This is a genomic window from Parablastomonas sp. CN1-191 (assembly GCF_049354825.1).
Lineage (GTDB): Bacteria > Pseudomonadota > Alphaproteobacteria > Sphingomonadales > Sphingomonadaceae > Novosphingobium.
Map to the genome: position 1 here is coordinate 1,977,909 of NZ_CP186480.1, position 26,594 is coordinate 2,004,502.

The window sequence follows — 26,594 nt, forward strand, 5'->3', positions numbered from 1 at the left end:
ATTCGGGATATTACCAGGATTGGGCTGGGCCCCGTCCCGCCGAGCGGCGCGCGCGTTCAATTCATCTTGCGCTCGTCCAGGCCCAGCCCGCGTCCGATGATTTCCTTCATGATCTCGCTGGTACCCGCAAAGATGCGGCTGATGCGGGCATCGCTGTACATGCGGCTGATGCGATATTCGTCCATGTAGCCGGCGCCGCCGTGAAGCTGGACGCAGGCGTCCATGACGCGGGCCTCCAGTTCGCTCGACACCAGCTTGGCAGAGGACGCATCTTCGGCCGTCAGCTCACCGGCGTTGAGGAGAAGCACGCACTGGTCGATGTAGGTCTGCGCCATGTCGAGTTCGCTGCGCAGCTCCGCCATCCTGAAGCGGGTATTCTGGAAGGCGCCGATCGCCTTGCCGAAGGCGCGGCGCTCCTTCACGTAATCGAGGGTGATGTCGAAGGCGGTCTGCGCGGTCGCCATGAAACCGATCGCGGCGACGAGCCGTTCCTGCGCGAGAAAGCGGGAGAGGTAGCGGAAGCCCTGCCCGGCCTCGCCCAGCAGGTTGGCCTGCGGCACGCGTACGTCGTTGAAGAACAGCTCAGCGGTATCCTGGCTCTTCAAACCCATCTTGGCGAGTTTTCGGCCGCGCTCGAACCCTTCCATCCCGCGCTCGACCAGGAACAGCGCGATGCCGTGCGGCTTGGCCGGGTCGGTCCGCGCCGCGACCACCACGATGTCGGAAAGGATGCCGTTGGAGATGTAGGTCTTGGCGCCGTTGAGCACCCACGCGTCGCCGTCCTCGACCGCGCGTGTGCGCATCCCGGCAAGGTCGCTGCCGGTCGACGGTTCGGTCATCGCCACGGCCAGGATCGTCTCGCCCGAGACGATGCCGGGCATGAACCGGTCCTTTTGTTCCGCGTTACCGAGCTTGGCGATGTAGGGCGCGACCAGGTCGCTGTGCAGGTTGATGTAGAAACCGATGTCGCCGTGCGACATGTTCTCCTCGATGATGATCTGCTCGAAGCGGAAATCGTCGATCCCCGCGCCGCCGTGCCGCTCTTCGGCCCAGGTGCAGAGCAGGCCGGCCTCGCCCGCCTTGCGGTAAATCGCGCGGTCGACCTGGCCCGCCTCGCGCCATGCCTCGGCATGGGGGGCGACTTCAGTCTCCATGAAATGGCGGACGGTCTGGCGGAACTGCTCGTGTTCGGGCTCGAAGATCAGGCGGCGCATTCGGCCTCCTTAGGTGCGGCGGCGGCATAGAACGGTTCGCCCCGCTGCGCCCTGGCCCGCAGCCACGGCGACGGCGCGAAGCGCGGCCCGTAGGCCTGCGCCAGCCGGTCCGCCTCGCGCACGAAAGCCTCGATGCCGACCGTGTCGATGTAGCTGATCGTGCCGCCGGTCCAGGCCGGGAAACCCCAGCCGTAGACGGCGCCCAGATCGGCATCCTGCGGCGTTTCAAGCACGCCCTCTTCAAGGCAACGCGCGGTCTCCATCGCCTGGGCGTAAAGAAATCTGGTCTTGAGCTCATCCTGGGCGGGCTGCTCCGCCGACGGCGGAAATGCTTCGGCAAGGCCCGGCCACAGCCGCTTCCTGCCGCCTTCAGGGTAATCGTAGAACGCACCGCCAGCCTTGCGGCTGGTGCGGCCGAGGTCGCGCATCCGGTACATCGCCGGCATCCCGGCGGGCGGCACGAACGAAGCGCCCTCCTGCTCGGTCGCCTGGTCGACGATCTTGATGGGCAGATCGATCGTGACCTCATCCAGCAACGCCAGCGGCCCGACCGGGAAGCCGGCGGCCTTGGCGGCATTCTCGATCCGGGCCGGCGCGACGCCGTCCGCCAGCATCGCGGCGCCTTCGTTGATCAGCATCTGGAAGACCCGGCTGGTGTAGAACCCGCGCGCGTCGTTGACCACGATCGGGGTCTTGCGCAGCTGCGCGATCAGGTCGAGCCCGCGCGCCAGCGTTTCGGGCGCGGTGGCCTTGCCCAGGATGACCTCGACCAGTCCCATGCGCTCGACCGGCGAGAAGAAGTGCAGCCCGATGAACTGCTCGGGCCGGGCCGAGGCCTGCGCCAGGGTCGTGATCGGGAGGGTGGAGGTGTTGGTGGCGAAGACGGCGTGAGCCGGCAGGACGGCCTCGGCGCGGCGCGTCACGTCGGCTTTGATCGCGGCGTCCTCGAACACCGCCTCGATCACCATGTCGGCATCGGCAAGGCCATCGTAGGCCGGCGTGGGCACGATGCGGGCGAGCACCGCGTCGGCCGCCTCTTGCGTAGTGGCGCCCTTCGCGGCCGCCTTGGCGAGGGCCCTGGCCGCATAGTCCTTGCCCTTGTCGGCGGCGGCCTGGTCGCGGTCGATCAGGATGACCGCGATCCCCGCCTGCGCGGCAACCAGCGCGATGCCGGCGCCCATCATGCCGGCGCCCAGCACGCCCAGCTTGGCCACCTTCGTCGGCGCGATCCCGGCGGGGCGGCGCGCACCCTTTTCGGCAGCCTGCTTCGAGATGAAGGTCGTGCGGATGATATTGCGCGCGACCGGATCGGTCAGCAGCATGGCGAAATACTTGCTTTCAACCGACAGCGCGCGGTCGAACGGCAGCTGCACGCCCTCGAACACGCAGGACAGGATCGCGTGCGGCGCGGGCAGGTTGTAGCCGGCCTTGTCGGCAACCGAGGCGATCGCTCCGGTGAACATCGCGGCGGTTTCCGGACTGACCATGCCGCGGGTCTCAGGCAGGGCAAAGCCCTTCTTGTCCCAGGCCCGCACCGGGTCAGGATTGGCCGCCAGCCAGGCGCGGGCGGCATCGATCAGGCCGGCCGCCGGGGCGACCGCATCGACAAGGCGGAGCTTGAGCGATTCGTCCGGGCGCACCGTGCGGCCGGTCAACAGCAGGTCGAGCGCCACCTTGGTGCCCGCGATCCGCGGCAGGCGCTGTGTTCCGCCCGAGCCCGGCAGAAGCCCGACGCCCACTTCGGGCAGTCCGACTACGGCCTTGGGATCGTCGACCAGGATGCGCCCGTGGCAAGCCAGCGCCAGTTCGAACCCGCCGCCCAGGCATAGCCCGTTCAGCGCCGCGACGACCGGCTTGCCCATCGTCTCCAGCGCGCGGTGCATCGCGCTGGCCTTCTGACTGAAATCGTAGGCCTGCTTGCGCGACAGCTTGCCGTATCCGTCGACCAGCAGCTTGAGGTCGGCGCCGGCCATGAACGCTTTCTTGCCCGAGGTGATGACCAGGCCGGTGATCGCGGCATCGTCCTTCACGGCGGCAATCGCGGCCGTCATCTCGTCCAGCCAGGCGTCCGAGACGACGTTCATCGATTCGTCGGCGTTGTCGAGGGTGAGGACGGCGATCCCGTCGGTGGCGGGCGAAAGGCTGATGTGGCGCATGATGGTTCCGTTGAAGGCTTGAGGGCGGTTCAGACGCGTTCGATGATCGTCGCGGTGCCAAGGCCGTTGCCGGCGCAGAGCAGCGCCATCGCGGTGTTCTTGCCGGTGCGTTCCAGCTCGTCGAGGACGGTGCCCAGGATCATCGCCCCGGTCGCGCCCAGCGGGTGGCCGAGCGCGATCGCGCCGCCGTTGACGTTCATGGCGGCGTGATCGACCGCCATCTTGTCCATGAAGCGCATGACGACGCTGGCGAAGGCCTCGTTCAGCTCCCACAGGTCGATGTCGTCCTTGCCCATGCGGGCGTTGCGGAGCGCCTTTTCGGCCACGGCCACCGGGGCGGTCAGCATGATCGTGGGCTCCGACCCGATCGAGGCCCAGGCCTTGATGCGGGCGCGCGGGCACAGCCCGGCGCGCTCGCCGAATTCAGCACTGCCGACAAGCACGCCGGCCGAGCCGTCGACGATGCCCGACGAATTGCCGCCGGTGTGGACGTGGTCGAGGTCCTCGATCTCGGGATAGCGTTCGCGCGCGACGCGGCCGAACCCCATCGCAGCCATCGCCGGGAACGCCGGCTTGAGGCCCGACAGGCTTTCGACGGTCGTGCCGGGGCGCCGGTGTTCGTCGTGATCGAGGATAATTTCGCCCATCACGTCGGTGACGGGAACGACCGAACGGTCGAATCGGCCCTCGTCCCAGGCACGCGCCGCGCGGCGCTGGCTTTCGGCGGCGTAAGCGTCGACATCGGCGCGGCTGTAGCCGTCCAGCGTCGCTATCAGGTCCGCGCCGATGCCTTGGGGGGCGAAGTAGTTGCGCAGGGCGACCGACGGGTCGGCCGACCAGGCGCCGCTGTCGTAACCCATCATCACCCGGCTCATCGATTCGACGCCGCCGCCAACGCCGGCCTGGCTCATCCCCGCCGCGACCTGGCCGGCCACGTTGTTGACGGCTTCAAGGCCGGAGGCGCAGAAACGGTGGATCTGCTGGCCGGCCACGGACTGCGCATAGCCGGCGTTGAGGAGGGCCGCGCGCGCCAGCACGCCGCCCTGTTCGGCAACCGGCTGGGCGCAGCCGATGACCACGTCGTCGAGCAGCGCGGTATCGAGATCGTTGCGATCGCGCAGGGCGGCCAGCACCTGCGTCGCCAGCTGGACGGGCGGAATTTCGTGCAGCGCACCGTCCGGACGGCCCCGGCCGCGGGGGGTGCGCGCGTGATCGTAGATGAAGACCTCTGCCATAACGCCTCTCGTTGCTTGCGCCGCCCCTAGCATATTTTCAAACGTTAGGTAGATAGTTTGCTAGATGCCGCCAAGCCCCATCGGCATAGGCGGCCCGGAACGGTACAGGAGCGGACATGAACGGGTTGGACGGCGGCGTGACAGTGCGGGATTTCCGCCCCGAGCCGATGGCGGTCATCGAATTGCTGCGCCGCTCGGCCGCGGCGCGCCCCGACGCGGAGGCAGTGGTCTTTCCCTCCGCGCGGCTCACCTACGCGCAGCTGCTGGACCGGGTCGAAGCGGCGGCCCGGCGGCTGTGGACTGCCGGTGTGCGCCCCCGCGACCACGTCGGCATCCTGCTGCCGAGTTGCGAGACCTACGTCGAACTACTGTTCGCAATCAGCTGGTGCGGGGCCACCGCGGTCATGCTCAATGCCCGCTATCGCCCTTCCGAGCTGACGTATGTAATTGAGAACGCCGACATCAAGGTACTCATCACGACCGCATCGGGGGCGGAGCATGGCGCCTTCGTCGAACGGCTGAAGCAGGCGTTTCCCGCCATCGTCGCAGCGGGCGGAGATCGATTCGACCTGGCGGAGGCCCCGCGGCTCGAACGGGTGATCCTGTGGCAGGGCGAGGCGCAGCCCGGCTTCGCGGCCGCCACTGAATTCGACGGCGACGTGGACTCCAGCGCGCTTGATCGGGCACGGATAGGGGTGCGGGTGCGCGACCCGGCGATGATCCTCTACACCTCGGGCACGTCCGCCAATCCCAAGGGCTGCCTGATCAGCCACGAAGCGATGACGCGCGAAGGCCAGATGATCGCGGTTCGCTGGCAGTACGGCGCGCAGGACCGGGTCTGGAGCCCGCTGCCGCTTTTCCACGTCGCGGCGATGTGCGGGCTGCTGGCGATCATGAGCCGCGGCGGCGCCTTCATCGGGATGCCGCATTTCGACCCGTCCGAAAGCTTGCGCATGATCGAGGCGGAACGGGCAACGTCGTTGTTCGTGCCCTTCGTCACGTTCCTCCAGGCGATGGCCCATGCGCCGGAGTTCGCAACGGTGGACCTGTCGCGGGTTCGCCATGCCAACAGCTGCTTTGCCGCGCAGCCGGCCAAGGTCGGCCAGCAGTGGCGCGCCCGTGCCCCGCATATCCAGCATGTCGGCACGTTCGGACTGACTGAGGCGTTCGGAATCGTCGCCACCGGCGGCGGCGACATGGACCCCGACAAGGGCTTCACCGGCCTCGGATGGCCGCTGCTGGGCACCGAGGTCCGAATCGTCGATCCCGAGACCGGCGCCGACCGGCCCACAGGCGAGCAGGGCGAGGTGCTCGTGCGCGGCCCGACGCTGTTCGACGGCTACTACCGCGACGCCGAGCGGACGGCGGCTACGCTCGACTCGCAAGGCTGGCTGCGCACCGGCGACATCGGGTCGATCGCCGCCGACGGCCAGGTGATGTTTCACGGCCGCTTCAAGGACATGCTCAAGGTCGGCGGCGAGAACGTGGCCGCGGCCGAAGTCGAGGCTGTCCTGGCGCAGCACCCGGCGGTGCGGCTTGCGCAGGTGGTCGGCATCCCCGACGATCGCCTGATCGAGGTTCCGGCCGCCTTCGTCGAAGGCGATGCGGGGGCTGCCACGGCGGACGAGCTGATCGCCTTCGTGCGGGCGCGCATCGCGCCCTTCAAAGTCCCGCGCCACGTCCGCTTCGTCAGCGAATGGCCGATGTCGGCCTCGAAAGTGCAGAAGTTCAAGCTCCGGCAAGAGCTAATGGCTGAACTGGGACTGGAGGAGGGCTGACACCATGCGCATCGTCATCACCGGGGCCGCCAGCGGGATCGGCCGCGCCGTCGCCGAAAAGCTTGCCGCTGGCGATCCGATTCCCGGCCCGCACCGGTTGCTGCTGGTCGACCGTGACGCCGATGGCCTGGCGGAGATCGCGCGCACCGTCCCCGGCGCCTGCGCGCTGGTGGCCGACCTTGCTCAGCCCGACTGCGGCGAGCTGATCGCCCAGGCCTGCCGCACCGAGCTGGGCGGCATCGACGGGTTGATCAGCAACGCCGGAATCATCGTCTCGAGCAACCTGACCGATATCGGTATCGTTGATTTCGACCGCATGTTCGCCATCAACACCCGCGCGACCTGGCTGATCGCGACCGCGCTCCACCCCCTGTTTCGCGAAGCCGGCGGTGGCGCGATCGTCGCCACCGCGTCGATGGCAGCCACCCAGCCGACGCCGGCGCTGGGCGGCTATTCCGCCAGCAAGGCGGCGCTAGTGATGATCGCCCGCGAACTGGCCTGCGCCTGGGGCGGCGACGGCATCAGGGTCAACACCGTGTCGCCCGGGCCGACGCTGACGGGAATGACACGCACCGGCTATGCCGACGAGGCGCGCCGCCGGCAGCGCGAGAGCGCGATCCCGACCGGCCGCCTGGGCGAAGCGAACGACGTCGCCGAGGCGATCCTGTTCATGCTGTCACCCCGCGCGCGCCAGATCACCGGTGTCGACCTGCTGGTCGACGGCGGCATGGTGACGACCCTGATGCAGGCGACCGGAGGCGGTTCGGGCCAGCCGGGCGGGTAAGCGTCAGAGCGAATGGCCGCCGTCGACGACCAGCGTCTGGCCGCTGACGTAACCGGCGCGGTCCGATAGCAGGAAGGCCGCCGCCTCGGCGATGTCGCGCGCTTCGGCAAAGCGGCGCAGGGGCACCCGCTTGCGGATCTTGTCCCACACTTCGGGCGCGTACATCTCGGCCTGAAAACGCTCGCCCAGCCCGGCGTTGACGATGCCGGGGGCGACGCAGTTCGCGCGCACGCCGTGGTGGCCCTCTTCCTTGGCAATGGCGCGGCACAGCGCCTCAACCCCGGCCTTCGGCACCGAGGACAGTGCATCGCCCGGCGGGAAATGGACGTTGGCGAACGATGTGATCGCCACCAGGCTGCCCCCGCCGTCGCGCCAGCGCGGCAGGACGGTGCCGGCAAGGACGGTGAAGCCCACCAGCTCGGTCTCGATCACGTCGCGCCAGGCCGAGGCCGGTATATCGGCAACGAAGGGTTGCCCGATCGAGGCACCGCTGGCGACGACGATGCCGCGCGGGTTGTCCAGCTGGTCCAGCGCGGCCGCGACGCTGGCCGCCTCGCGCAGATCGATCTGCACGGTGACCGCGCCGGGCAGGCCCCGCGCGACCGCGGCGGCGGCGGCGGCATTGCCGCGATAGCCAACCGCGACCCGGTCCCATTCGGCGGCCAGCGCCCGCGCCACCGCGGCGCCGATCCCGCCGCTGCCGCCGATCACCAGCGCGGTACGCACGGCCGCTACTCGGCCGCTTCGGGGGTCTCCCACTTGCGGATCGAATCGGGGGCGTGGTGCCATTGCCCGTCGTCGCGGCTCTCGTAAGGCGAGGCGACCTCGATCAGGACGCCGTGGGCGCTCTTGTTGCTGACCCAGCTCCACTTCTGCCAGTCCATCTCCGGGTCTTCGTACGTTTCGCCCGATCCCATCAGCTTGATGCCCTGGTCCGCCATCCTGGTCATTGCACCGGGCACGTCGTTGGTGGTGAAGCACAAGTGATGGACATGCTCGCCTACCTTCTGAAGGCGATCGTACATCGGCGTGCCGGGTGCCGGCTGGATTAGCTGAATCTCCGTACCGTGGTCGGACACGAAGGTCGCCCAGTTCATGCCGACGTCGTCGCCGCCCGAGAAGCCTTCGTAGCGCACGATGCGCCGTTCGAGCTGTCCGGGGTCAAGCACGCCGAGGATCTTGGTCCAGTCGTCGATCGCCGTGTCGAGATCGTGGACCAGCAGGCAGACATGGGCAAAAGGGCCGCTGGGCATGATGGTTCTCCTGTTCGTCAGTTCGTGCAGATAAGATCGGCGGTGCCCGCCAGTGCGCGGCCGCGGCCGGCAACGTCCAGCCAGACGTCGCAGCTGGCCGTGTCGGCGCCGCTGCTCGTCACGGTGCCGCCGGCGACGGCGTGATCGCCCTCGAAGACGTTGGCCATGAAGCGCACGTCGATCCCGCTCACGCGCCATCCGGGAAACGCGCGCATCAGCATGTTGAGGATGTAGGCCAGGTTCGCCGGCCCCTGGTTGATGCGTCGGTCGCCCAGCCCCGCTGCCTGCACGGCCGCGACGTCGAGGTGGATCGGGTTGGGATCGCGCAGCAATCCTGCCCACACGCGCATCGCCTCGGGATCGACGGCGGCGATCTCGAAGCTCGGCAGTTCGTCACCGGCGGCGATCATGCTGCCAGCTCCCGGCGGGGCAGTGCCCAGCTGTTGGTGGTCACCAGGACGGTTTCGCCGCCGGCTTCCTCGACCAGGCGCAGTTCGTATTCCATCAGGTCCATCACGCCCAGCGTGCGGCTGCGCTTGCGCGTCAGCCCCTTGATCTCCCCCTCGACGCGGTAAGGGATCCCGGTGCGGAGCGCGGAAGCGAACGTGACACGGCTTCCCGTCATCATCGGCCCGTCGTTGACGTCGAATTCGCAGGCCTCGCAAATCCCGGCGACGCTGCGCCCCATACCCACTTGCGAGGCGGCGAAGAACCAGGCCGGATGGGCTGTGCCGTCGCCTGCCGGCTCAACCCCGGTCGAACGGCACAGCGCCGCGTCGTCGGCGGCCGAGATGACGATCGTGCCGGTTCCGCTGAGCGAAGTGCCGGCGACGTCGGGCGGAGACGGAAGGTCGTTTTCGGACACGGGAAATCCCTTCAGAACGAACGCGGCAGGCCGAGATCCTCGGCGATGGAATTGCGCACCATTTCGTTGGAAATGGGAGTCATGCGCAAGATGCGGTGATCGCGCCAGTAGCGCTGCATGTCGGTTTCGGCAGAGTAGCCCATGCCGCCCAGGATCTGGATGCCAAGGTCGGCGGCGCGGACCGCGTTCTCGGTCGCTACCATCTTGAGCATGTTGGCCTGGACCCCGCAGGGCTTGCCGTGCGCCTGGAGCCAGGCGACGTTGTAGAGTAGTAGCTCGGTAACCTGGCGGGCGGCGGCGATGTCGGCGATATAGTGCTGAATCGCCTGGAACTGCCCGATCGGCCGGCCAAAGGCGCGCCGCTGCCTGGCGTAGTCGAGGGCGTCCTCAAGCACCCCGTCGATCGCGCCGAGGCACTGCGCGCCGACCATGATCCGCTCGTTGTTGAGGCTGGGCAGGATCGCCCGCCACGCCTGGCCCGGCTCGCCCAGCACATCGGCGTCGGGGACGAAGACGTTGTCGTAATGGACCGCGCAGGACCCCATCGCCCGCATGCCCAGCTTGGGCAGCAGCGTGGCGGTGATGCCCGCGCTTTTGGCATCGACGAACAGCAGGATGAGCCCGTCCTGCTTGCGCGCCGCCTCGCGGTCGCAGCGGGCCAGGACGACCAGCCGGTCCGCCGCGCGCGCCGCGGTGGTCCACATTTTTTCCCCGTTCAACCGCCAGCCGCCATCGACGCGGTCGGCGAACGTGCGCATCGCGCCCAGCACGTCGGTGCCGCCGCCCGGCTCAGTCATCGACAGCGAAACGCGCAGGTCGCCGGCCGCCATCGCGGGAAGGAAGCGCGCCTTCTGCGCGTCCGATCCGCACTCGCTGACGGTCCGGGCGCCGCCGAACGAGGTCAGGCCCCAGACCCACAGCAGCCCGCCGGCGGGGCGCGCCATTTCGCGCGCGAAGATCATCTGCGTCAGGACGTCGCCGCCAAGGCCGCCCCACGCCTCGGAAATGCCGATTCCGAAGAAGCCCGCGGCCTTGAGCTTGTCCCAAATGGGGTATGGATAGGTCTGTTCGTCGGCTTCCAGTGCGCGGCACAGGTCCTTGGGCAGCTCGGCGTCGACCCAGCGCCTGACCGTGTCGCGGAAGGCCGCCTGTTCCTCGGTCAGCGCGAAGTTCATCAGCCGCAGCCCGCCAGCCCGCCGTCGACCGGCAGGAGCACGCCGGTCACGTAGGAACCGGCCCGCGACGACAGGAACACCGCCGCCCCGCCAATGTCGCCGGCGCGGCCCAGGCGCTTCAGGGGAATGTGCGCCAGCAGCGCCGGATCGGCCCCGTCCTCGCCCTGCATGTGCGCGGTCATGCGGGTGGGAAAGAAGCCCGGCACCAGCGCGTTCACCGTGATGTTGTCGGCGGCGAGGTCACCCGCGAGATCGCGGGTCAGCATATGGATCGCGGCCTTGCTGGCGGAGTAGCTGTAGGCGGACAGGCGCTCGGTCCTGAGGCCTGCGACCGAGCCGACGTTGATGACGCGCGCCGGGTCGTCTGCGCTGGCGCTGGCGCGCAGCAGCGGCAGCAGTTCGCGAACCAGCGTGAAGGGGGTCTGGACGTTGACCGCCATGATCCCGGCCCATGCCTTGTCGGGAAAGGATTCGATCGGCGCCCCGAAGGTCTTGCCGGCGTTATTGACCAGCACCGCGCAGCCGCCCATCGCCCGCGAGACCTCGTCTGCAAGGGCCTTGGCCGCCTCGGGCGTGGACAGGTCGGCAACGGCGCCGTGGACCTGACCTTGCCGGCCAAGTTCGGCCCGCGCCGCGTCCAGCGCGTCCTGCTTGCGCGAGGTGATCATGACTTCGGCGCCGGCGGCCACCAGGCTCTCCGCGATCATGCGGCCAAGCCCCTGCGCTCCGCCGGTTACCAGCGCCTTGCGGCCGGACAGATCGAACGGGCCGGCCGTCACGGAGCGTCCATCGCGATCACCACCTTGCCCAGCGCATGCTCATCGCGAAGATAGCGAAGCGCCTCCGGCGCCTCGGCAAACGGAAACACGCGGTCGATGACCGGCGCGATGCGGTGTTCGGCCACGAAGGCGACCATCGCGGAGAAATCGGCCGGCGAGCCGACGTTGGTGCCGTGCAGCGCGACATTCTTCAGGAACAGCTCGGGCGCGTTGACCGGAAAGGACTGGCCGCCGGTCGATCCGTAGACGACCACGCGCGCGCCCATTTTCAGCGCCCGGCCGTATTCGCCGTAGCCGCCGGCCGGCGCGCCGTCGAAGACGACGTCGATGCCGCCGGTGGCCGCCGCCAACGCCTTGCCCCAGCGTTCGGTGCGGTAATTGACGCCGCCTTGCGCGCCCAGTTCGACGGCGCGGGCAATCGTGTCGTCCGATCCGCTGGTGACGAAGACCTTCGCGCCCATCGCCGCCGCCAACAGCAGCGCACAGGTCGCGACGCCGCCGCCGATGCCGGTGATCAGGACCGTGTCGCCAGGCCGGACGCCGCCCTTGACGGTCAGGCCGCGCCACGCCGTGAGCCCGCCCAGCGGAAGCGCCGCCGCGGCGGCATCGTCGAGATGGCCTGGACAGGGCAGCGCATGGGACGCGGCCACGACGATGCTTTCCGCCACGGTGCCGGGCCCGGGCATGCCCAGCAGCCCGAAGTCCGGGCGCGGGTACCGTTCATCGTCGCCCCATTCGAGCCCGGGATAGAGGATCACGCGCTCACCGGCGCGGGCGGGATCGACGCCGTCACCGGTCCTGACGATCGTGCCCACGCCATCGCAGCCGAGCGTCGCCGGCAGCGCCATGCCAGGGTACATCCCCTGCGCAATCCACAATTCCCGGTGATTGAGCGCCGCCGCTGCCAGGCGCACCGCGACCTGTCCAAGACCGGGCGTGGCCTCTGGCACCTCGGCCAGCTGCGCCCCTTCGATCCCGTTGGCCGCGGCCAGCTGCAAGGCTTTCATTATGGTCGTCTCCCAGGCGGCCGCTCGGCGGTTGGCAACGGCCGTTTCGACGTTTTATCTACTATTCGTTAGATAATGCAAATCACAACCCACCACGCGTCGGTCGGCAGAGATTCTACCACATGGACGAATTGCGGGCGCGACAACGTGGCGGCATGCCTGTAAGCGCCGTGCAGCCGTAAAGGAGCAGGCGTGACGGGCGAATCGACCAGCAGCGGGAAGGCCGCGCCTTCGCGCAGCGGCCCCCTTTCCGGGATCAGGGTGATCGAGATGGAAGCGATCGGGCCGGTCCCGCTCGCCGCGATGATCCTGGCCGATCTCGGTGCCGACGTCGTACGGATCGATCGGCCACAGGCGGGCTACTGGGGCGAAACCGGCAACGCGGTGATCCTGCGCGGGCGGACGCGGATCGCGCTCGACCTGAAGGATCCGGCGCAGCGCAACCGCCTGCTCGATCTGGTCGCCGGGGCCGATGCCTTGATCGAAGGGGGCCGGCCGGGGGTGATGGAGCGGCTTGGGCTCGGCCCGGCCGAGTGTCTGGGCCGCAATCCGGCGCTGGTCTATGTGCGGCTGACCGGGTGGGGCCAGGATGGACCGCTGGCACAGACCGCGGGGCATGACATCACCTATCTGGCGCTCAGCGGCGCCCTCCACGCCATCGGCGAGCCCGACCGGCCGCCACGCGCCCCGCTGAACCTGGTCGGCGATTACGCCGGCGGATCGATGTTCGCCGCCTTAGGCCTTATTTCCGCGCTGTTGAAGGCGCGCGCCGACGGCATGGGCCAGGTCGTCGACGCCGCGATGGTTGACGGGATTGCGACTCTGTTGTCGCTTTATCACGAGCTGCTGAGCAGCGGGCAGTGGGAGGACAAACGCGGCGCCAACTTCCTCGACGGCGCGGCGCCCTACTACCGCTGTTACGACTGTGCCGATGGAAAGGCGGTCGCGGTCGGCGCGCTGGAGCCGCAATTCTTTGCCGCGCTGCTCGCCGGGCTGGACATTCCGGCGGACCGCTACGTCCAGACCGATCGTGCCGGCTGGCCGCAGATGGAACAGGACTTCGCCGCCGTGTTCGCAGCCTTGCCGCGCGACGTCTGGGCCCAGCGCTTTGCCGCCACCGACGCCTGTGTCGCCCCGGTGCTGTCACTGCGCGAGGCGGCGACGCATCCGGCCAACCTGGCGCGCGCCGTGTTCAGTGAACAGGACGGCGTGATGCAGGCATCGCCCGCGCCGCGCTTTTCGCGCACGCCCGGCGCGATCGGCGCCGCCGCCGGCAGCACTATCGACGCAGCCGTCGCGGCCTGGACCGATTAAATTTCTACCGCGACTGTTAAACTGAGGGACTCGGGCTCGGACCAATCCCGCGTTTCTGCCACGGCGGCGGTTCGTGCGGCACTGGTAACACCGCAATCCCACGGCGGCACGACATCAGCCGCAGCAAAATCCTGTTGCCCTTTTCCAAACGTCTGGTAGGTTTTCTCTCAGAGCGCAATCAAGGCGCCTGTGAGGAGGGGTTTATGACCAGGCCACATCTGAAACTTGGCGTTGCATTGGCGGCCATCGTGCTGGCCACGCCTGCCGTCGCGCAGACCACCAATCCCGCCGCCGCAGGCGATGCCGCTGCGCAGCAGCAGGAGCGCGCCGCCGGCACCACCGACGCGACGGCTCCCACGGCAACCGCCACGCCCACGCAGGCCGGCAGCAACGGCAGCCAGGTCGAGGATATCGTCGTGTTCGGCCGCAAGCGCAGCCATGCGGAGGAACTCCAGTCCGTCCCGCTGTCGATCACCGCGCTCGGACCGGCGCAGCTCCAGCGTTCGTCGGTGCGCGACATCGTTGACGTCGGCCGCCTCACCCCGAATGCCTCGCTGCAGTCGACCTCGCAGCGCAGCGTCCAGAACTTCTCGATTCGTGGCACCGGCGTATCGGGCACCAGCCCGTCGGATGAACCGGCCGTCGGCATCTTCCAGGACGGCGTCTACTGGGGCTCCAACTACGGCGCGCTCAACGAACTGCTCGACGTCGAGGGTGTCGAAATCCTGCGCGGCCCGCAAGGCACGCTGTTCGGCCGCAACGTGACCGGCGGCGCCGTCACCGTCCGCTCCGCGCGGCCGACCCAGACCCCTTACCACCGCGTGACGCTGGGAATCACCAACGGCCTCGGGCTCGAAGCTTCGGCCGTCTACAACGAGCCGCTCAGCGACACGGTGTCGGCCCGCATCGCGGTGCTGAGCCGCGCCAACGACGGCATCTTCACCAACATCCGCAACAACCAGTCGTACGGCAAGACGTACGTCGGCATGGTGCGGCCGAGCATCAAGTTTGCGCCGTCGTCCAACTTCGACGTCACGCTGCTGGGCGAATACTATCACTCCAACGGCGACCCCGTCGCGGTGCGAGGTATCTCGCCGCGGACCGTGGGGGCGACCAACAACCTGGCGGAGATCGCCGGCTACAAGACGTCGCCCGACTACAGCGAGATCCAGGTCGGCGATCGCGGCCTGGCCAATGTCGACGTCTATTTCGGCATGGCGGAGGCCAACTGGCATGTTGGCCCCGGCACGTTTACCTCGATCACCGGCTACCGCAAGATCAGCGCCCGCAACCAGACCGACTACGACGGCTTCCCGGTCAACGGTTTTCTCCAGTACGTCGGGATCGACCAGCACCAGGTCAGCGAGGAGCTGCGATATGCCGCGGACCTGACAGACTGGCTGAGCTTCACCGCGGGCGGCTATTATTTCGACCAGCACGCCCAGTACTTCGAAACGCGCGACCTCAACAACCACGTCACCCGCACGGCGACGCAATCGTTCCTCGACAACAGCAGCTACGCCTTCTTCGCCGAATCGGACATCAAGCCGCTGCCGGCGCTGACGCTGACGCTGGGGGGCCGCTACACGCACGAAACCAAGACGCCCAAGGCCGCCGCCTTCGGCGCCTGCAACTTCGCGCTGACGACCTGCACCTACACCACGCGGCCCGATTACAGCGGCAGCAACTTCTCGCCCAAGGTCGGCTTGTCGTACCAGGCCAGCAAGAGCGTGCTGCTGTTCGGATCGTGGACGCGCGGGTTCCGCTCGGGTGGCTTCTCGCTGCGCGGCACGCCGCTGGGCGCGCCGTATGAAGCCGAAATCGTCAACGCCTACGAAGCCGGTTTCAAGACCGACCTGCTTGATCGCCGGGTCCGCTTCAACGTCTCGGCGTTCTATAACAAGTTCGACAACCTGCAGCGCACCGTGCTGGGCGTCGACCCCGTGCTGGGCGTCGTCCAGTCGGTGTTCAACGCCGCGGCAGCGACGGTTAAGGGCGTCGAGGGCGAGCTGACGGTCATTCCGGTCACCGGCCTGACGCTGACGGGCAACTACGGATACACCGATGCCCGTTACGACCGTTTCAACGGCGTCGCGAACTTCGCATCGCTGCAATTCGTGCGCGTGCCAAAGCACACCGCGGCGCTGATGGCCGATTACGAGACCGAGATGGCGAGCGGAGACAAGATCGCGCTGCACGCGGGGGCGGCGTACACCGGCAAATACTTCTTCGACGACCCGAACATGCTGTCGCAGCCGGGCTACTGGCTGTTCGACGCCAACGTCACGTACACACTGGCCAGCAACCTGGCGCTGACGGCATTCTCGCGCAATCTCACGAACACCAAATACAACGTCTGGGGATCGACCCTGGGCGCGCTGGGCGAAAACCGCTTTCCCGGCGATCCGCGCACCTACGGCCTGCGGGTGTCCTACACCTTCTGACCGGCGCGGTTACCGCTTCCATCACCCTGAGCGGCCGCCGGACCTTCCGGCGGCCGTCTTTTTTTGCATTTGCGCCGCATCTGGCCATGTCCGGGCGTCTGCGCTAGTCGCGGCAAAGCAGCAGGAGCAGCCATGCCCGATATCGCGGGGAACCTACCGGTCGAAACAGCGCAGCCGACGCCGCGCAAGCGCCATGCCAAGTCGCAGCGCCGGTGGGAGCTCATAATCGAGGCGAGCACCGCGCTGTTCAAGGAACGCGGCTTTGCCGCCACATCGATGCAGGACATCAGCGACCGCGTCGGCCTGCAGAAGGGCAGCTTGTACTACTACGTCGATTCCAAGGAAATGCTGCTGTTCGAGATCCTGCGCGATCTCCACCGCGGCGGCGAGGCGCTGGTCGACCATATCAATTTCGAAACCGGCGACCCGCTGGGCGAACTGCGCTCCTACTTCGTCCAGATCAGCATCTATTCCGGCCGCCACGCTGACCGGCTGGGTATCTTCACGCGCGATTTCCAGTTCCTGGACCAGGCCCAGCAGAGCGAGATCATTCGCGAGCGTTTCATGTACCGCCATGCGACCGAGCGCCTGATCGCGCTGGCCAAGGAGCGGGGCCAGGTTTCCGATCTGCTCGACGTGCACACCGCGGCCCAGACCGTGCTGCGCGCGGTCACCGCGGTGTTCGAATGGTACCGGCCGGACGGGCCGCTTTCGATCGAGGAAATCGCGGTCCAGAACGCGGCAATCCTGGTCCAGGGGCTGGCCGCTTTCGGCCGCACCTGACGCGTTTCAGCGCGGCGACAAGCCGAACAGCGTGGTCGCGACGACGTGATCGGCCACCGCCTGGTTCGAGATCGCCCCGCCCGGCCGCCACCAGCGATGAAGCGCGTTCATCGACGCCAGCAGATGCAGCGCCGAGAGCCTTACGTCGAGCGCAGGGTCGAAAGTTCCCTCCGCCTGCCCCGCTGCGATGACCTCCGCGAACAGGTCGCGGTAGGCATGTTCGTCGCCAAGAACGGCGCTTCTCTGCTCGGGGTCGAGGCGCTTGCGGTCGTGCGCGAACACCGCCGTGCGTAGCGGGTTTTCGCATACGAAGCGGACGTGCGCGCGGATCATGCCCTCGAGCTTTGCCCCCGGCGATCCCGGGCCTACCGCGATGGGGCGAACCTGGTCGAGCCCCATCTCATGCGTTTCGCGCACGATATGGGCCAGCAGGTCGCTCTTGGTGCGGATGTAATGATAGATGCTTCCCTTGAGGATACCGGTGCGGTCGGCAATGTCCTGCAGCGAAGTGGCGTCATATCCGCGCGCGGCGAAAATCTCGGTCGCAGCGGCGACGATTTCCGCCCAGCGCACGTCGTGGGGCTTCCGGTCAGCGGAACGGGTCGCGGCGCGCCGCTGGCGCGGTGCCCCCGGCATCTTCACGCGCTGGCTCCTTCCAGCAATTCCACGAGCCGGAACTTCTGCACCTTTGTCGAAGACATCGGCCATGCTCTGACGAAGACAACGCGGCGCGGGACTTTCCAGCGGGCGAGCTGGCCGTCGCAGGCGGCGATGATGCCCTCCTCGTCGAGCGACGCGCCGGCCGAAAGCTCTACGAATGCGACGGGCACTTCACCCAGCCTGTCGTCGGGAACGCCGATGACCTGCACCATGTGAACCCCGCCCAGTCCCTGGACAAAAGCCTCGATCTCCGACGCGGCGACGTTCTCGCCGCCGACCTTGAGCATATCCTTCAACCTGCCGAGGTAGACCAGGTATCCGTCCGCATCGATGACGCCGCGATCGCCCGTGCGCACCCAGCCGCCCGGCAGGATCGTGGCCGCCGTTGCCGCCGGATCGTTGTAGTAGGCCTTGAACGCGCCGCCGCCGGTGAACTGGATTTCGCCTGGCTGACCGGGCTCGCATGCCATTCCGCTACCGGGATCGACGATCCGCACGTCGGTATGCGGCGGGGGCAGCCCCGATGTCTCCGCGCGGACGGCAAACGGCGCGTCGGCCGCCGTGAAGGTTACGATGCCCGAACCCTCAGTCATCCCGAACAGGTTCACCAGCACCGCACCGTCCGGAAGAAGGTCCTGGATGCGTCGCTGCATGGCCGGTGGCCCGACGTTAAGGAGCGAACGGACGTGATCGAAGCGCCTGCGATCGAAGCGCTGATGCTCGATGATGCCGAAGGTCAATTGCGGGAAGCCGGGATAGAGGTGATCGACCCGGTGCCGTTCGATAAGGTCCACCATCACGTCGGGTTCGTAGTGCGCCTGGGAGACGAACGCCGCGCCGCGGGCAAGGATCGTGGTCATCGGACCAACTCCGCCGGTGTGGAAGAACGGCATCGGGATCCACACCGTCTCCCCCGCCGCCAGCCCGACGACGTGCGCGAACGTGGACCAGCTGTTCTGGATGCTCGCGTGCGTGAGCTCGCATCCCTTGGGATTCGCCGTCGTACCCGAGGTGTAGAGGATTACGGCGGTATCGTCGGGCGACCCCGCCGGCGGCGGACCGTCGGAACATTCGGTACCGGCCGCCAGGAACGCCTCCTCGGTCAGCATCCAGCTCTCCCGCTGGCCACCGGTGAGGACCACGGCCTTGAGGTGCGGCGCAGCCGCAAGCGACAGCGATGTCGCGTCCTGGCCGCCGGCGTCTGAAAGGACGTCGCCCAGCAGCGCGGCGTAATCGACGAATTCGGCGAAGGCGTCGGTCGTGACCAGCACTTTCGCCTCGCTGTGGCGCAAGGTGAAGGCAAGCTCGTGCCGCTTGTAGCGCGCGTTGAGGGCAACCGTCACGGCGCCCGCATAAAGCGCACCGTAATAGGCCGGCAGCCACGCCGGGCAGTTGGGCATCAGTGTGGCGATGTGGTCGCCCGGCTGGACGCCCAGGGCGCGGTAGGATGCCGCCCAGGCCCGCGCCAGGCGGTCGAGTTCGCCGAACGTCATGATCCGATCGGGAAAGATGGCATGCGGCGCTTCGGGGCGTATGTGCGCTTGTTCGCGCAGGAGATCCGGCAACAGGCGGTCGGCGTGGGTGGCAGGGATGGCCAGCTTTCTCACGGCGCTTGCTCCAGCATTATCAGGATCGCCCCGGCGCGAACGGCCTGTCCCGCCGCAGCAGAAATCGCCGCAACGCGGCCGGCGCGGACAGCGGTGATCGGCATTTCCATTTTCATCGCCTCGAGCACGAGGAGCTCGTCACCGGTGGACACCTCGGCGCCGACCGCGACGCTGATACGCGCCACCACCGCGTCCATCGGCGCGGCAATCCGCCCGGGGCCTTCGCTTGGCCGGGCCTCACCCCCTGCCTCGCGGACAGCTCGCCGCACCGCGGCCCGCGCACTGTCGTCGCGGCGGCCGTGGATGGCCACCGTCGTATCGGCGGCGCCCCACGGAACTACGACGCGTCGGCCCTGCGAACCGGCAGCGGGCGCGGGCGGCAGGCTGGCTGGGGAATCGTTCTGTCGCGGCGGCCAGTCGCGCTCGGCAGAGCCGGTATCGTGCGCCATTGCCGCGAAATCGGGCTCGCCGGTCAGTCTTGAAAGATACCGCGCGGTTGTCGGCACGCCGGTGACGTCGAGCTCGCGGAGCGCGAGGCCAAGCCGGATGCGCGCTTCGTCCCGGGTTGCGCCCCAGGCCTGCACCTTGCCGAACATCGAATCGTAATGGGGTGAGACCGCATCGCCTTCCTCGAAGCCGAAGTCGAAACGCAGCCACGGGCCGAGCGGCAAACGCAGGCGCCGGATCGGGCCTGGCGACGGGCGGAATCCGTTGGCGACATCCTCTGCGGCGATGCGCGCCTGGATCGCGTGACCGCTGACGCGCACATCCTCCTGTGCCAACGGTACCGGCGCGCCGCCGGCAATGGCGATCTGGGCTTTGACCAGGTCCACCCCGGTGACGAGCTCGGTCACGCCGTGCTCGACCTGGAGCCGGGTGTTCATCTCGAGGAAGAAGAAGCCCTTGCCCTGCGCGTCGACCAGGAATTCGACCGTACCGGCGCTGTGATAGCCGACGTGGCGAGAAAGTCGTAGTGCCGCCTCGTGCATCGCCGCGCGCAGCGCATGAGGAAGGTTTGCGGCCGGCGCTTCTTCCATCAGTTTCTGGTGGCGGCGCTGCACCGAGCAATCGCGGTCGCCGAGATGAATGATCGTGCCCTGCTGATCACCCAGGACCTGGACTTCGACATGCCGGGGCCGGTCGAGGTAGCGTTCGATGAAGACCTCGTCGCGCCCGAACGCCGCCCCCGCCTCGCCGCGCGCCTGCGCCAGCGCCTGGCCGAGCGCGGAGCGATCGCGGGCGATCCTCATCCCGCGCCCTCCTCCGCCGAAACTTGCCTTCACGGCAACCGGCCAGCCGATCGATTCGGCAACGCGCAGCGCTTCGTCCGCGTCGCCTACGGCGTCTTCGCTGCCCGGCAGGACCGGCACGCCTGCCGCCACCGCGGCGCGGCGCGCCGCCACCTTGTCGCCCAGCGTGACGATAGCGGCCGGAGAAGGACCGACGAACCTCAGTCCGGCGTCGGCAACGGCTTGCGCGAAATCGGCGTTTTCGCTGAGCAATCCATAGCCGGGGTGCACCGCGTCGCACCCCGCGTCGAGTGCCGCGGCGATGATTGCCGCGATATCGAGATAGGACTGCCGCGCCGGCGCCGGGCCGATGCAGCGCGCGGCATCCGCTCGGCGCACCCACAGCGCGCCGGCATCGGCCTCGCTGTAAATGGCGACCGCGCGGATCCCCATTTCATGGGCAGCGCGGATCACGCGCACCGCGACTTCGCCGCGATTGGCAACCAGCAACGAGCGGATGGGCGCACCGGTCATCGCACGCGCGGTCCGCTGCCCCACGCGATGGCGAGCGCCTCGAGCAGGATCGCGCGGGTGCGCGCCGGCTCGATCACGTCATCCAGCGCAAGGTGGGCGGCCGCCTCCCACGGCTCGGCCTCGGCATCCCACTCGCCCTGGAGCTCGGCCAGCAGGCGGTCGTGGGCGGCCTGCCCGCCGTCCTGCAGCGCCGCCTCCAGCTGGCGCCGGTGGACCGTGCGGATACCGGTGTCGGGGGCCATGAAGCCCATCTCGGCAGTCGGCCAGGCGAAGAGGAAGTCGGGGTGCGTCGGCCGCCCCCCCATCGCGAAATGACCGCCGCCGAAGGCCTTGCGAATGACGACGCCGATCTTTGGCACTTCCGCGGTCGCAATGCGCAAGGCGAGCCTTTCGTACGCCTTGAGCGTACCGGCGCGTTCCGCCTCCGCGCCGACCATCAGCCCGGGCACGTCGTGCAGGAAGATCAGCGGCAGGTTGAAGGTATCGCACATCGCGACGAAATCATGTTCCTTGGTCAGCGCCGCGGCATCGAGCGCGCCGGCCAGCGCAATCGGCTGGTTGGCGACGATGCCGACCGGATCGCCGCCTAGCCGCGCGAAACAGGTCAACAAGGACGGCCCCCAGTGTTCGGCCCAGGGGAATATGCTGTCGGCATCGGCGATCGCGCGGATCAGCTCGCGCATGTCGTATCCGGCCTTCGCGCCCAGCGGTACGATCGCTTCGATCCGGTCGGCCGGGACAGCCGGTTCGGCCGGCGGCACGACAGGCGCCGGCTCGGCACTGTTCGCGGGCAGGAACGACAGGAACGCCGCGATGGCGTCCATCGCCGCCGCCTCGCTCGGGACGACCATGTGCGCGTTTCCGATGGCCAGTACCCTGTCGGGTCCGCCCAGTTCCCGGTCGGTCAGCTTTTCCCCGGTGGCGGGTTCGATAACCGATGGTCCGACCAGCGCCAGCGAGGCGAAATCGGCCATCACGACGAAGTCCGCGGTGGAGGCGTGGAGCGCCGAGTCGCCATAAGACGGGCCCAGCACCGCTGCCGCCCTCGGCACCGTCGGGCCGCCGTCGGTCCGCTTGAGGAAGGTCTTGAAGTCGAGCGGAAGGTGCGAGAAGCGCCAGCCCATCACGTCCGGTATCCGGCCGCCGTCCGCGTCGCACAGCAGGACGATCGGCATGCCCTTGCGCTGGGCAAGGTCGATCAAACGGCCCTGCTTGCGCATCCCGGTCGGCGCGGTGGTGCCCGCAAGGACCGAGGAGTCGATGCCCACCACTGCGATCCGCCGTCCGTCGAGCGTGCCGAAGCCGGTTACCGCCGCGTCGCCCGGTACATGGCGGGCGCTGCGCATCTCGGGCAGGGCAAGCGCACCGATCTCGAACCAGCTGCCATCGTCCACGAGCAGCTCGACCCGCTCGCGGACAGGCAGCCGGCCCGAGGCGCGGTGACGGCGCAGCCCTTCATCGCCGCCCATCTCGCGCGCACGGTCCTGCCGGCGCCGCAATTCGGCAACGCGGTCTGCCATTGTCGGGGCCTTGTCGTTTTCGCTCATGTGACGACCTTTCGCCCGCCTGCGCTGCGGGTGGTGAAGCTGGGACGCCGTCCCGCGACGAAAGCGGCGACGCCGGTGGCGCGATCGGCCGAAGCCTGGAGGGCGCCGACATCCTCGACCGAGCGGGCGACGGCGGCATCGTCGATTGTGCGGTTGACCATGGCCTTGGAGACGCTGACGGCGTTGGGGGACTGCGCAGCGATGCGTTGCGCCAGCGCGTGCGCTTCGGTCAGCAGGCGGTCCGCCGGCACAACCCATTGTACCAGGCCGATCGCCAGCGCGCGGGCGGCGTCGATGGTGTCGCCGCTGGCAATCAGGTAGCGGGTCATCGCCCGGCCAATCACCTCGGGCCCGCGCAACGCGCCGAAACCCGGCACCAGCCCCAGCCGCGCCTCGGGCATGCCGAAGCGGGCATGCTCGGCCGCCAGCGCCATGTCGCAGGCCATCGTCAGTTCGCAGCCGCCGCCCAGCGCAAGTCCTCCAACCGCCGCGATGACCGGCCAAGGCGCGCGCTCGATGGCGCGAAAACCCGCCATCGCCGCCTCCTGGTAGCGGCGAATGGCATCGCCGGAAGCGAGTTCGAGGAAGCCGGGAATGTCGCCGCCGGCACTGAACGCGCGTGTGCCGGCCCCCGTCAGGATCACAGCGCGAATGGCCTCGTCGTCCGCAAGGGTGGTGAGGGCGGTTTGCAGGTCGCCCCAGAACGCGGCGGTCAGGGCATTCAGCTTGGCAGGCCGATCGATGGTGATCGTTGCGACATGATCGGACCGTTCGACCATGAGGTCGCCAACACGGAATGAACCCGACTGCGGCACGCGCCTTCTCCCCAGACTCGGCTCATGCCGCCCGCCCAACAATAAAACCAAACGATTGGTAGTCAATTGCCGGATTGGCGATATGATGCCGGGAAGCCGGTCCGATTAGGGGCGGCGCGAGAGGAGAACGAACCGTGCGTAGGCGTCTTTATCCGTGGACGGTCCTGGCGATCCTGACGATGCTTTACACCGCCTCCTTCATCGATCGGCAGGTGCTCAATCTCCTGGTCGATCCGATAAGGGGCTCGCTGGGCATAACCGACACCGCCTTCAGCCTGTTGCAGGGCCTGGGGTTCATGATCGCGTTCGTCATCTTCAACCCGGTGGCCGGCTGGCTGGTTGACCGGCGCGATCGCAGGATGCTGTTGCTGGTCGCGGCCGTGCTGTGGAGCCTGTTCACGGTTGCCTGCGGGTTGGCGACAAGCTTCGCCCTGATGTTCATGGCGCGGATCGGCGTCGGCGCGGCAGAAGCTTTCGTCGGCCCGGCAAGCTGGTCGCTGCTGGCCGATACCTTCGATCACAAGCGCCTGCCCCGCGCGCTGAGCATCTTCCTGATCGGCCCTTACATCGGCGGCGGACTGGCCCTCATTTTCGGCGGCGTGCTGATCGGGGCGGCACCCGGTATTGCCGGCGCCGTTCCCGTCATGGGCGGCCTTGAGCCGTGGCAGATCGTGTTCGTGACCGTCGGCGCGCCGGGCATCGTCCTGGCGCTGCTGACGCTGTTCGTGCGCGAACCCCGCCGCGCGCTCGGCGCGGCCAGGGACCATGGCCCCGTTCACGCCAAGCCGCTGACCCTGCGCGAAGCGCTGGTCTTCCTGTGGTCGGAGCGCGCGTTCTTCGTCCGCTACAGCCTGGGCATGGCCGCCATCATCATCTCGCTCTATTCACTTCCCGCGTGGATGCCGGCGGTCCTGATCCGGACGTTCGCCGCCGATCCGGCGCGCGTGGGGATCGAATTCGGAACGGTTACCCTCGTCGCGGGAACCAGTGGGGTCCTGGCCGGACCGACGCTGGCGCGGTTACTGGAAACCGCGCGCTTTGCCGGCGTCACGCAAGTGCCCGTCGCGGCGGCTGGCGGCCTGCTGCTGGGCGCCACAACCTTGATCGCGGCGCCGACTTATGGCGCGGCTATGGCGGCGGCGGCACTGATCTCGTTCTGCTATGCCCTGCCCCAGGCCGCGGCCAGCGCGGCCTTGCAGATTGCCTCCCCGCCGGGAATGCGCGGACTGATTGCCGCTCTCTATGCCTTCGTGGTGGCGATCATCGGCCTGGTCATCGCACCGACGCTGGTCGCGCTGATCACGGACCACGTCTTTGCCGACAGCGCCGCGGTCCACAAGTCGCTGAGCCTGGTGGTGGCGATCAGCGCTGCGGCCGGCCTCTGGCTCTCCCTCGGCGCGCGCCGCCATTACCGCCCGTTCGCATCAGCGCAGCCCGCCGAAGAAGGCACGGTACTCGGCCACTAGCGCGCCAGGCTGTTCGACTGGCAAAAAGTGCCCCCCGGCCGGCAGCACGGTCCAGCGGCGCAAGTCGGTTTCGCGCGCGGCCAGCGCCCGCGGGATCAGCATCAGCTCGAACGGCGCGACTGCGAATGCGGTCGGCACGCTGAGCAGCTTTCCCGCCCGGCCGGGCAAGGGATGCCACGGCGCGTCGTAATGCTCGGCATAGAGCCGCATCGACGGGACGATGGAGCGGCTGTGCCAGTAATAGGATGCCAGCGCGCACAGCCGGTCGGGATCGACGAGCGCGTCCGAGCCGGGATCGCCCCAGTTACGTCGCCGCTCCCACAGCCAGGCGGCCAGCCCGGCGGGCGAATCCTCCAGGCCGTATCCCAGCGTCTGCGGATCGCGGCGCTGGGCGGTGACATGCACTTCGCTGACCGCGCGCGCGGCGCGATTGCGGGCGATCATCCACTGCTCGTCAGCAGCGTAAAGGTCCGCGGGAATTCGCCGCGGATCCAGACCGGGCAGGAGCGGCAAGGTGAGGTGGCAGCCGGTCACGACGTCGGCATGGGCGTGGCCAAGCTCGGCGGTTATCATCGATCCCCAGTCGCCTCCCGCCGCCGCGAACCGGGAATGGCCCAGCACATCGCACATCAGGCGTCGCCACAGCCCGCCGATGGCACGAACGTTCAGCCCGGCGCGGCGCAGAGGTGCGGAAAAGCCGAAACCCGGCAGGGCCGGCACGATCACGTCGAAACTGTTGGCCGGATCGCCGCCGTGGGCGGCGGGATCGGCCAGCGGGCCAAACACCGCCTCCCAATCCCACACCGTCCACGGCCAACCGTGCGTCAGGACCAGTGGCGTGGGATCGGGACCCTTGCCGGGCACGTGCAGGAAGTGGATTGGCACACCGTCGATGGCGACGCGGTATTGCGCCACCGCGTTCATGCGCGCCTCCTCGGCCCGCCAGTCGAACCGCGTCCGCCAGTGTTCAAGAAGTGGTTCAAGCCAGGCGCGCGGTACGCCGTACCGCCAATCGGCGTTGTCGTGATCGTCGGGAAGGCGCGTGTGGTCCAGCCGCCGCGCCAGGTCATCCAGCGATCGCTGCGGCACGTCGATGCGGAACGGCGTAGGCGTCACTCGGCACCGCGGCCCAGGTTGGCGCCGCTCAGCTGCATCGTCGTAAGGGCCATGCCGCCATCGATCACGAGGTCGATCCCGGTCATCGCCGCGCCGCCCGGCCCCAGCAGGAAAGCCGCCGCCGCCGCGATGTCCTCCGCCTCCGAGATACGGCGCAGCGGCAGGGTCTGCGCGCGCCGCGCGCGGATCGCCGGATCGGCATAGGCGGGCGCCATGGCGGTCGCGGTCGGCCCGGGTGAGATCGCATTGGCACGAATGCCGTGCGGTCCCCATTCGAGTGCCAATTGGCGCACCAGCATGACCAGCGCCGCCTTGCTGGCCGAATAGCCGCCAAGCCCCGGGACCGGGTGACTGGCGCTGGTAGAGGCGATGGCGACGATCGCGCCGCGGTTGGCCCTGAGGTCTTCGAAGGCCGCCTGGGCGAGCAGGAACAGCGGCACGGTATTGATCGCGAACGACGCCTGCCAGCGGTCGAGCGGCAGGTCCTCCATGCGGCCTTCGGGCGCGATCGTGCCGGCCGCGCTGACGATGGCGTCCACGCCGCCGAGCGCCAGCCTTGCCGCGGCAACCACGCTGCGCCCGAATTCGGGATCGGTCAGTTCGGCGGCGGCGGCGGCTGTCCTGGGTCCCAGCGCCTCGGCCATCGCTGTGCCGCGTGCGCCGTCGCGATCGACGATCAGAAGGTGGTGCCCGGCCGCGGCAAAGTTCTGCGCAACAGCCTGGCCGATTCCGCCGCTGCTGCCGGTCACGACGATTCGCATGGCCTCTCCGTTTTCAACCGTTCAGTAGAATTAACTTGCCCGATCGCATCGCGCTTGGCTAGCTGGAGACGG

At 68.4% G+C, this 26,594-nt stretch carries 23 protein-coding genes; 6 read left to right on the top strand and 17 right to left on the bottom strand.

What is annotated here, in order from left to right; genetic code table 11:
• Positions 1–56: 56 nt before the first annotated feature.
• From ACOYW6_RS09845 to ACOYW6_RS09855, 3 genes are read right to left on the bottom strand one after another with little or no spacing between them, the layout of a single operon-like run.
• Complete coding sequence (locus tag ACOYW6_RS09845; RefSeq protein WP_423141136.1) at positions 57–1,214, bottom strand: acyl-CoA dehydrogenase family protein; 1,158 nt, start codon at positions 1,212–1,214, stop codon at positions 57–59.
• A complete protein-coding gene (locus tag ACOYW6_RS09850; RefSeq protein WP_423141137.1) occupies positions 1,202–3,370 on the bottom strand; it encodes a 3-hydroxyacyl-CoA dehydrogenase NAD-binding domain-containing protein in 2,169 nt (722 codons plus the stop codon). The genes ACOYW6_RS09845 and ACOYW6_RS09850 overlap by 13 nt, the downstream gene beginning before the upstream one ends.
• 29 nt (positions 3,371–3,399) lie before the next feature.
• Positions 3,400–4,605, bottom strand: a complete 1,206-nt coding sequence (locus ACOYW6_RS09855; protein WP_423141138.1) for an acetyl-CoA C-acetyltransferase — start codon at positions 4,603–4,605, stop codon at positions 3,400–3,402.
• A 116-nt stretch (positions 4,606–4,721) separates the two neighbouring features.
• Here ACOYW6_RS09855 and ACOYW6_RS09860 point away from each other — a divergent pair, with 116 nt between their 5' ends.
• Complete coding sequence (locus ACOYW6_RS09860) at positions 4,722–6,383, top strand: class I adenylate-forming enzyme family protein (RefSeq protein WP_423141139.1); 1,662 nt, start codon at positions 4,722–4,724, stop codon at positions 6,381–6,383.
• A 4-nt stretch (positions 6,384–6,387) separates the two neighbouring features.
• Positions 6,388–7,167, top strand: coding sequence for an SDR family NAD(P)-dependent oxidoreductase (locus tag ACOYW6_RS09865; protein ID WP_423141140.1), 780 nt, complete (start codon positions 6,388–6,390; stop codon positions 7,165–7,167).
• 3 nt (positions 7,168–7,170) lie between these two features.
• Here ACOYW6_RS09865 and ACOYW6_RS09870 read toward each other — a convergent pair whose 3' ends face one another.
• From ACOYW6_RS09870 to ACOYW6_RS09900, 7 genes are read right to left on the bottom strand one after another with little or no spacing between them, the layout of a single operon-like run.
• A complete protein-coding gene (locus ACOYW6_RS09870) occupies positions 7,171–7,893 on the bottom strand; it encodes an SDR family NAD(P)-dependent oxidoreductase (protein WP_423141141.1) in 723 nt (240 codons plus the stop codon).
• Between the two features lie 5 nt (positions 7,894–7,898).
• Positions 7,899–8,420 carry a VOC family protein gene (locus tag ACOYW6_RS09875; protein WP_423141142.1) on the bottom strand — a complete coding sequence of 174 codons (522 nt, stop codon included), beginning with the start codon at positions 8,418–8,420 and terminating at the stop codon, positions 7,899–7,901.
• A 17-nt stretch (positions 8,421–8,437) separates the two neighbouring features.
• Positions 8,438–8,830: a MaoC family dehydratase gene (locus tag ACOYW6_RS09880; protein ID WP_423141143.1), complete on the bottom strand. Its 393-nt coding sequence runs from the start codon at positions 8,828–8,830 to the stop codon at positions 8,438–8,440.
• Complete coding sequence (locus tag ACOYW6_RS09885; RefSeq protein WP_423141144.1) at positions 8,827–9,285, bottom strand: hypothetical protein; 459 nt, start codon at positions 9,283–9,285, stop codon at positions 8,827–8,829. Before ACOYW6_RS09885 ends, ACOYW6_RS09880 begins: the two co-directional genes overlap by 4 nt.
• Before the next feature lie 11 nt (positions 9,286–9,296).
• On the bottom strand, positions 9,297–10,460 hold the full coding sequence (locus ACOYW6_RS09890; RefSeq protein ID WP_423141145.1) for an acyl-CoA dehydrogenase family protein: 1,164 nt from the start codon (positions 10,458–10,460) through the stop codon (positions 9,297–9,299).
• Positions 10,460–11,239, bottom strand: coding sequence for an SDR family oxidoreductase (locus tag ACOYW6_RS09895; protein ID WP_423141146.1), 780 nt, complete (start codon positions 11,237–11,239; stop codon positions 10,460–10,462). The genes ACOYW6_RS09890 and ACOYW6_RS09895 overlap by 1 nt, the downstream gene beginning before the upstream one ends.
• Positions 11,236–12,246, bottom strand: coding sequence for a zinc-binding dehydrogenase (locus tag ACOYW6_RS09900; protein WP_423141147.1), 1,011 nt, complete (start codon positions 12,244–12,246; stop codon positions 11,236–11,238). Before ACOYW6_RS09900 ends, ACOYW6_RS09895 begins: the two co-directional genes overlap by 4 nt.
• Before the next feature lie 192 nt (positions 12,247–12,438).
• Here ACOYW6_RS09900 and ACOYW6_RS09905 point away from each other — a divergent pair, with 192 nt between their 5' ends.
• The 3 genes from ACOYW6_RS09905 to ACOYW6_RS09915 all read left to right on the top strand — a co-directional run bounded on the left by ACOYW6_RS09905 (position 12,439) and on the right by ACOYW6_RS09915 (position 16,787).
• Positions 12,439–13,560, top strand: coding sequence for a CaiB/BaiF CoA transferase family protein (locus ACOYW6_RS09905; RefSeq protein ID WP_423141148.1), 1,122 nt, complete (start codon positions 12,439–12,441; stop codon positions 13,558–13,560).
• A 203-nt stretch (positions 13,561–13,763) separates the two neighbouring features.
• Positions 13,764–16,004: a TonB-dependent receptor gene (locus ACOYW6_RS09910; RefSeq protein WP_423141149.1), complete on the top strand. Its 2,241-nt coding sequence runs from the start codon at positions 13,764–13,766 to the stop codon at positions 16,002–16,004.
• A gap of 132 nt (positions 16,005–16,136) precedes the next feature.
• The gene (locus ACOYW6_RS09915; RefSeq protein ID WP_423141150.1) at positions 16,137–16,787 is read left to right on the top strand and encodes a TetR/AcrR family transcriptional regulator; all 651 of its coding nucleotides are present in this window, start codon (positions 16,137–16,139) and stop codon (positions 16,785–16,787) included.
• 6 nt (positions 16,788–16,793) lie between these two features.
• On the opposite strand, the gene ACOYW6_RS09920 is transcribed toward ACOYW6_RS09915, so the two are convergent.
• From ACOYW6_RS09920 to ACOYW6_RS09940, 5 genes are read right to left on the bottom strand one after another with little or no spacing between them, the layout of a single operon-like run.
• The gene (locus ACOYW6_RS09920; RefSeq protein ID WP_423143110.1) at positions 16,794–17,423 is read right to left on the bottom strand and encodes a TetR/AcrR family transcriptional regulator; all 630 of its coding nucleotides are present in this window, start codon (positions 17,421–17,423) and stop codon (positions 16,794–16,796) included.
• Between the two features lie 2 nt (positions 17,424–17,425).
• Positions 17,426–19,054: a class I adenylate-forming enzyme family protein gene (locus ACOYW6_RS09925; protein WP_423141151.1), complete on the bottom strand. Its 1,629-nt coding sequence runs from the start codon at positions 19,052–19,054 to the stop codon at positions 17,426–17,428.
• Complete coding sequence (locus tag ACOYW6_RS09930) at positions 19,051–20,817, bottom strand: acetyl/propionyl/methylcrotonyl-CoA carboxylase subunit alpha (RefSeq protein ID WP_423141152.1); 1,767 nt, start codon at positions 20,815–20,817, stop codon at positions 19,051–19,053. The genes ACOYW6_RS09925 and ACOYW6_RS09930 overlap by 4 nt, the downstream gene beginning before the upstream one ends.
• Complete coding sequence (locus ACOYW6_RS09935; protein WP_423141153.1) at positions 20,814–22,364, bottom strand: acyl-CoA carboxylase subunit beta; 1,551 nt, start codon at positions 22,362–22,364, stop codon at positions 20,814–20,816. Before ACOYW6_RS09935 ends, ACOYW6_RS09930 begins: the two co-directional genes overlap by 4 nt.
• Positions 22,361–23,143: an enoyl-CoA hydratase/isomerase family protein gene (locus tag ACOYW6_RS09940; protein WP_423141154.1), complete on the bottom strand. Its 783-nt coding sequence runs from the start codon at positions 23,141–23,143 to the stop codon at positions 22,361–22,363. Before ACOYW6_RS09940 ends, ACOYW6_RS09935 begins: the two co-directional genes overlap by 4 nt.
• 170 nt (positions 23,144–23,313) lie before the next feature.
• Here ACOYW6_RS09940 and ACOYW6_RS09945 point away from each other — a divergent pair, with 170 nt between their 5' ends.
• Positions 23,314–24,645, top strand: a complete 1,332-nt coding sequence (locus ACOYW6_RS09945; RefSeq protein ID WP_423141155.1) for an MFS transporter — start codon at positions 23,314–23,316, stop codon at positions 24,643–24,645.
• Here the strand turns inward: ACOYW6_RS09945 and ACOYW6_RS09950 are convergent.
• Positions 24,604–25,761: an epoxide hydrolase family protein gene (locus tag ACOYW6_RS09950; protein ID WP_423141156.1), complete on the bottom strand. Its 1,158-nt coding sequence runs from the start codon at positions 25,759–25,761 to the stop codon at positions 24,604–24,606. The two genes, ACOYW6_RS09945 and ACOYW6_RS09950, sit on opposite strands and share 42 nt — an antisense overlap.
• Complete coding sequence (locus ACOYW6_RS09955) at positions 25,758–26,522, bottom strand: SDR family NAD(P)-dependent oxidoreductase (protein WP_423141157.1); 765 nt, start codon at positions 26,520–26,522, stop codon at positions 25,758–25,760. Before ACOYW6_RS09955 ends, ACOYW6_RS09950 begins: the two co-directional genes overlap by 4 nt.
• Positions 26,523–26,594 lie beyond the last annotated feature (72 nt).

Coding starts and splice junctions, on each gene's coding strand:
- ACOYW6_RS09845 (WP_423141136.1), bottom strand. CDS start 1,214: ATGCGCCGCCTGATCTTCGAGCCCGAACACGAGCAGTTCCGCCAGACC.
- ACOYW6_RS09850 (WP_423141137.1), bottom strand. CDS start 3,370: ATGCGCCACATCAGCCTTTCGCCCGCCACCGACGGGATCGCCGTCCTC.
- ACOYW6_RS09855 (WP_423141138.1), bottom strand. CDS start 4,605: ATGGCAGAGGTCTTCATCTACGATCACGCGCGCACCCCCCGCGGCCGG.
- ACOYW6_RS09860 (WP_423141139.1), top strand. CDS start 4,722: ATGAACGGGTTGGACGGCGGCGTGACAGTGCGGGATTTCCGCCCCGAG.
- ACOYW6_RS09865 (WP_423141140.1), top strand. CDS start 6,388: ATGCGCATCGTCATCACCGGGGCCGCCAGCGGGATCGGCCGCGCCGTC.
- ACOYW6_RS09875 (WP_423141142.1), bottom strand. CDS start 8,420: ATGCCCAGCGGCCCTTTTGCCCATGTCTGCCTGCTGGTCCACGATCTC.
- ACOYW6_RS09880 (WP_423141143.1), bottom strand. CDS start 8,830: ATGATCGCCGCCGGTGACGAACTGCCGAGCTTCGAGATCGCCGCCGTC.
- ACOYW6_RS09890 (WP_423141145.1), bottom strand. CDS start 10,460: ATGAACTTCGCGCTGACCGAGGAACAGGCGGCCTTCCGCGACACGGTC.
- ACOYW6_RS09900 (WP_423141147.1), bottom strand. CDS start 12,246: ATGAAAGCCTTGCAGCTGGCCGCGGCCAACGGGATCGAAGGGGCGCAG.
- ACOYW6_RS09910 (WP_423141149.1), top strand. CDS start 13,764: ATGACCAGGCCACATCTGAAACTTGGCGTTGCATTGGCGGCCATCGTG.
- ACOYW6_RS09915 (WP_423141150.1), top strand. CDS start 16,137: ATGCCCGATATCGCGGGGAACCTACCGGTCGAAACAGCGCAGCCGACG.
- ACOYW6_RS09920 (WP_423143110.1), bottom strand. CDS start 17,423: ATGCCGGGGGCACCGCGCCAGCGGCGCGCCGCGACCCGTTCCGCTGAC.
- ACOYW6_RS09930 (WP_423141152.1), bottom strand. CDS start 20,817: ATGACCGGTGCGCCCATCCGCTCGTTGCTGGTTGCCAATCGCGGCGAA.
- ACOYW6_RS09935 (WP_423141153.1), bottom strand. CDS start 22,364: ATGAGCGAAAACGACAAGGCCCCGACAATGGCAGACCGCGTTGCCGAA.
- ACOYW6_RS09940 (WP_423141154.1), bottom strand. CDS start 23,143: ATGGTCGAACGGTCCGATCATGTCGCAACGATCACCATCGATCGGCCT.
- ACOYW6_RS09955 (WP_423141157.1), bottom strand. CDS start 26,522: ATGCGAATCGTCGTGACCGGCAGCAGCGGCGGAATCGGCCAGGCTGTT.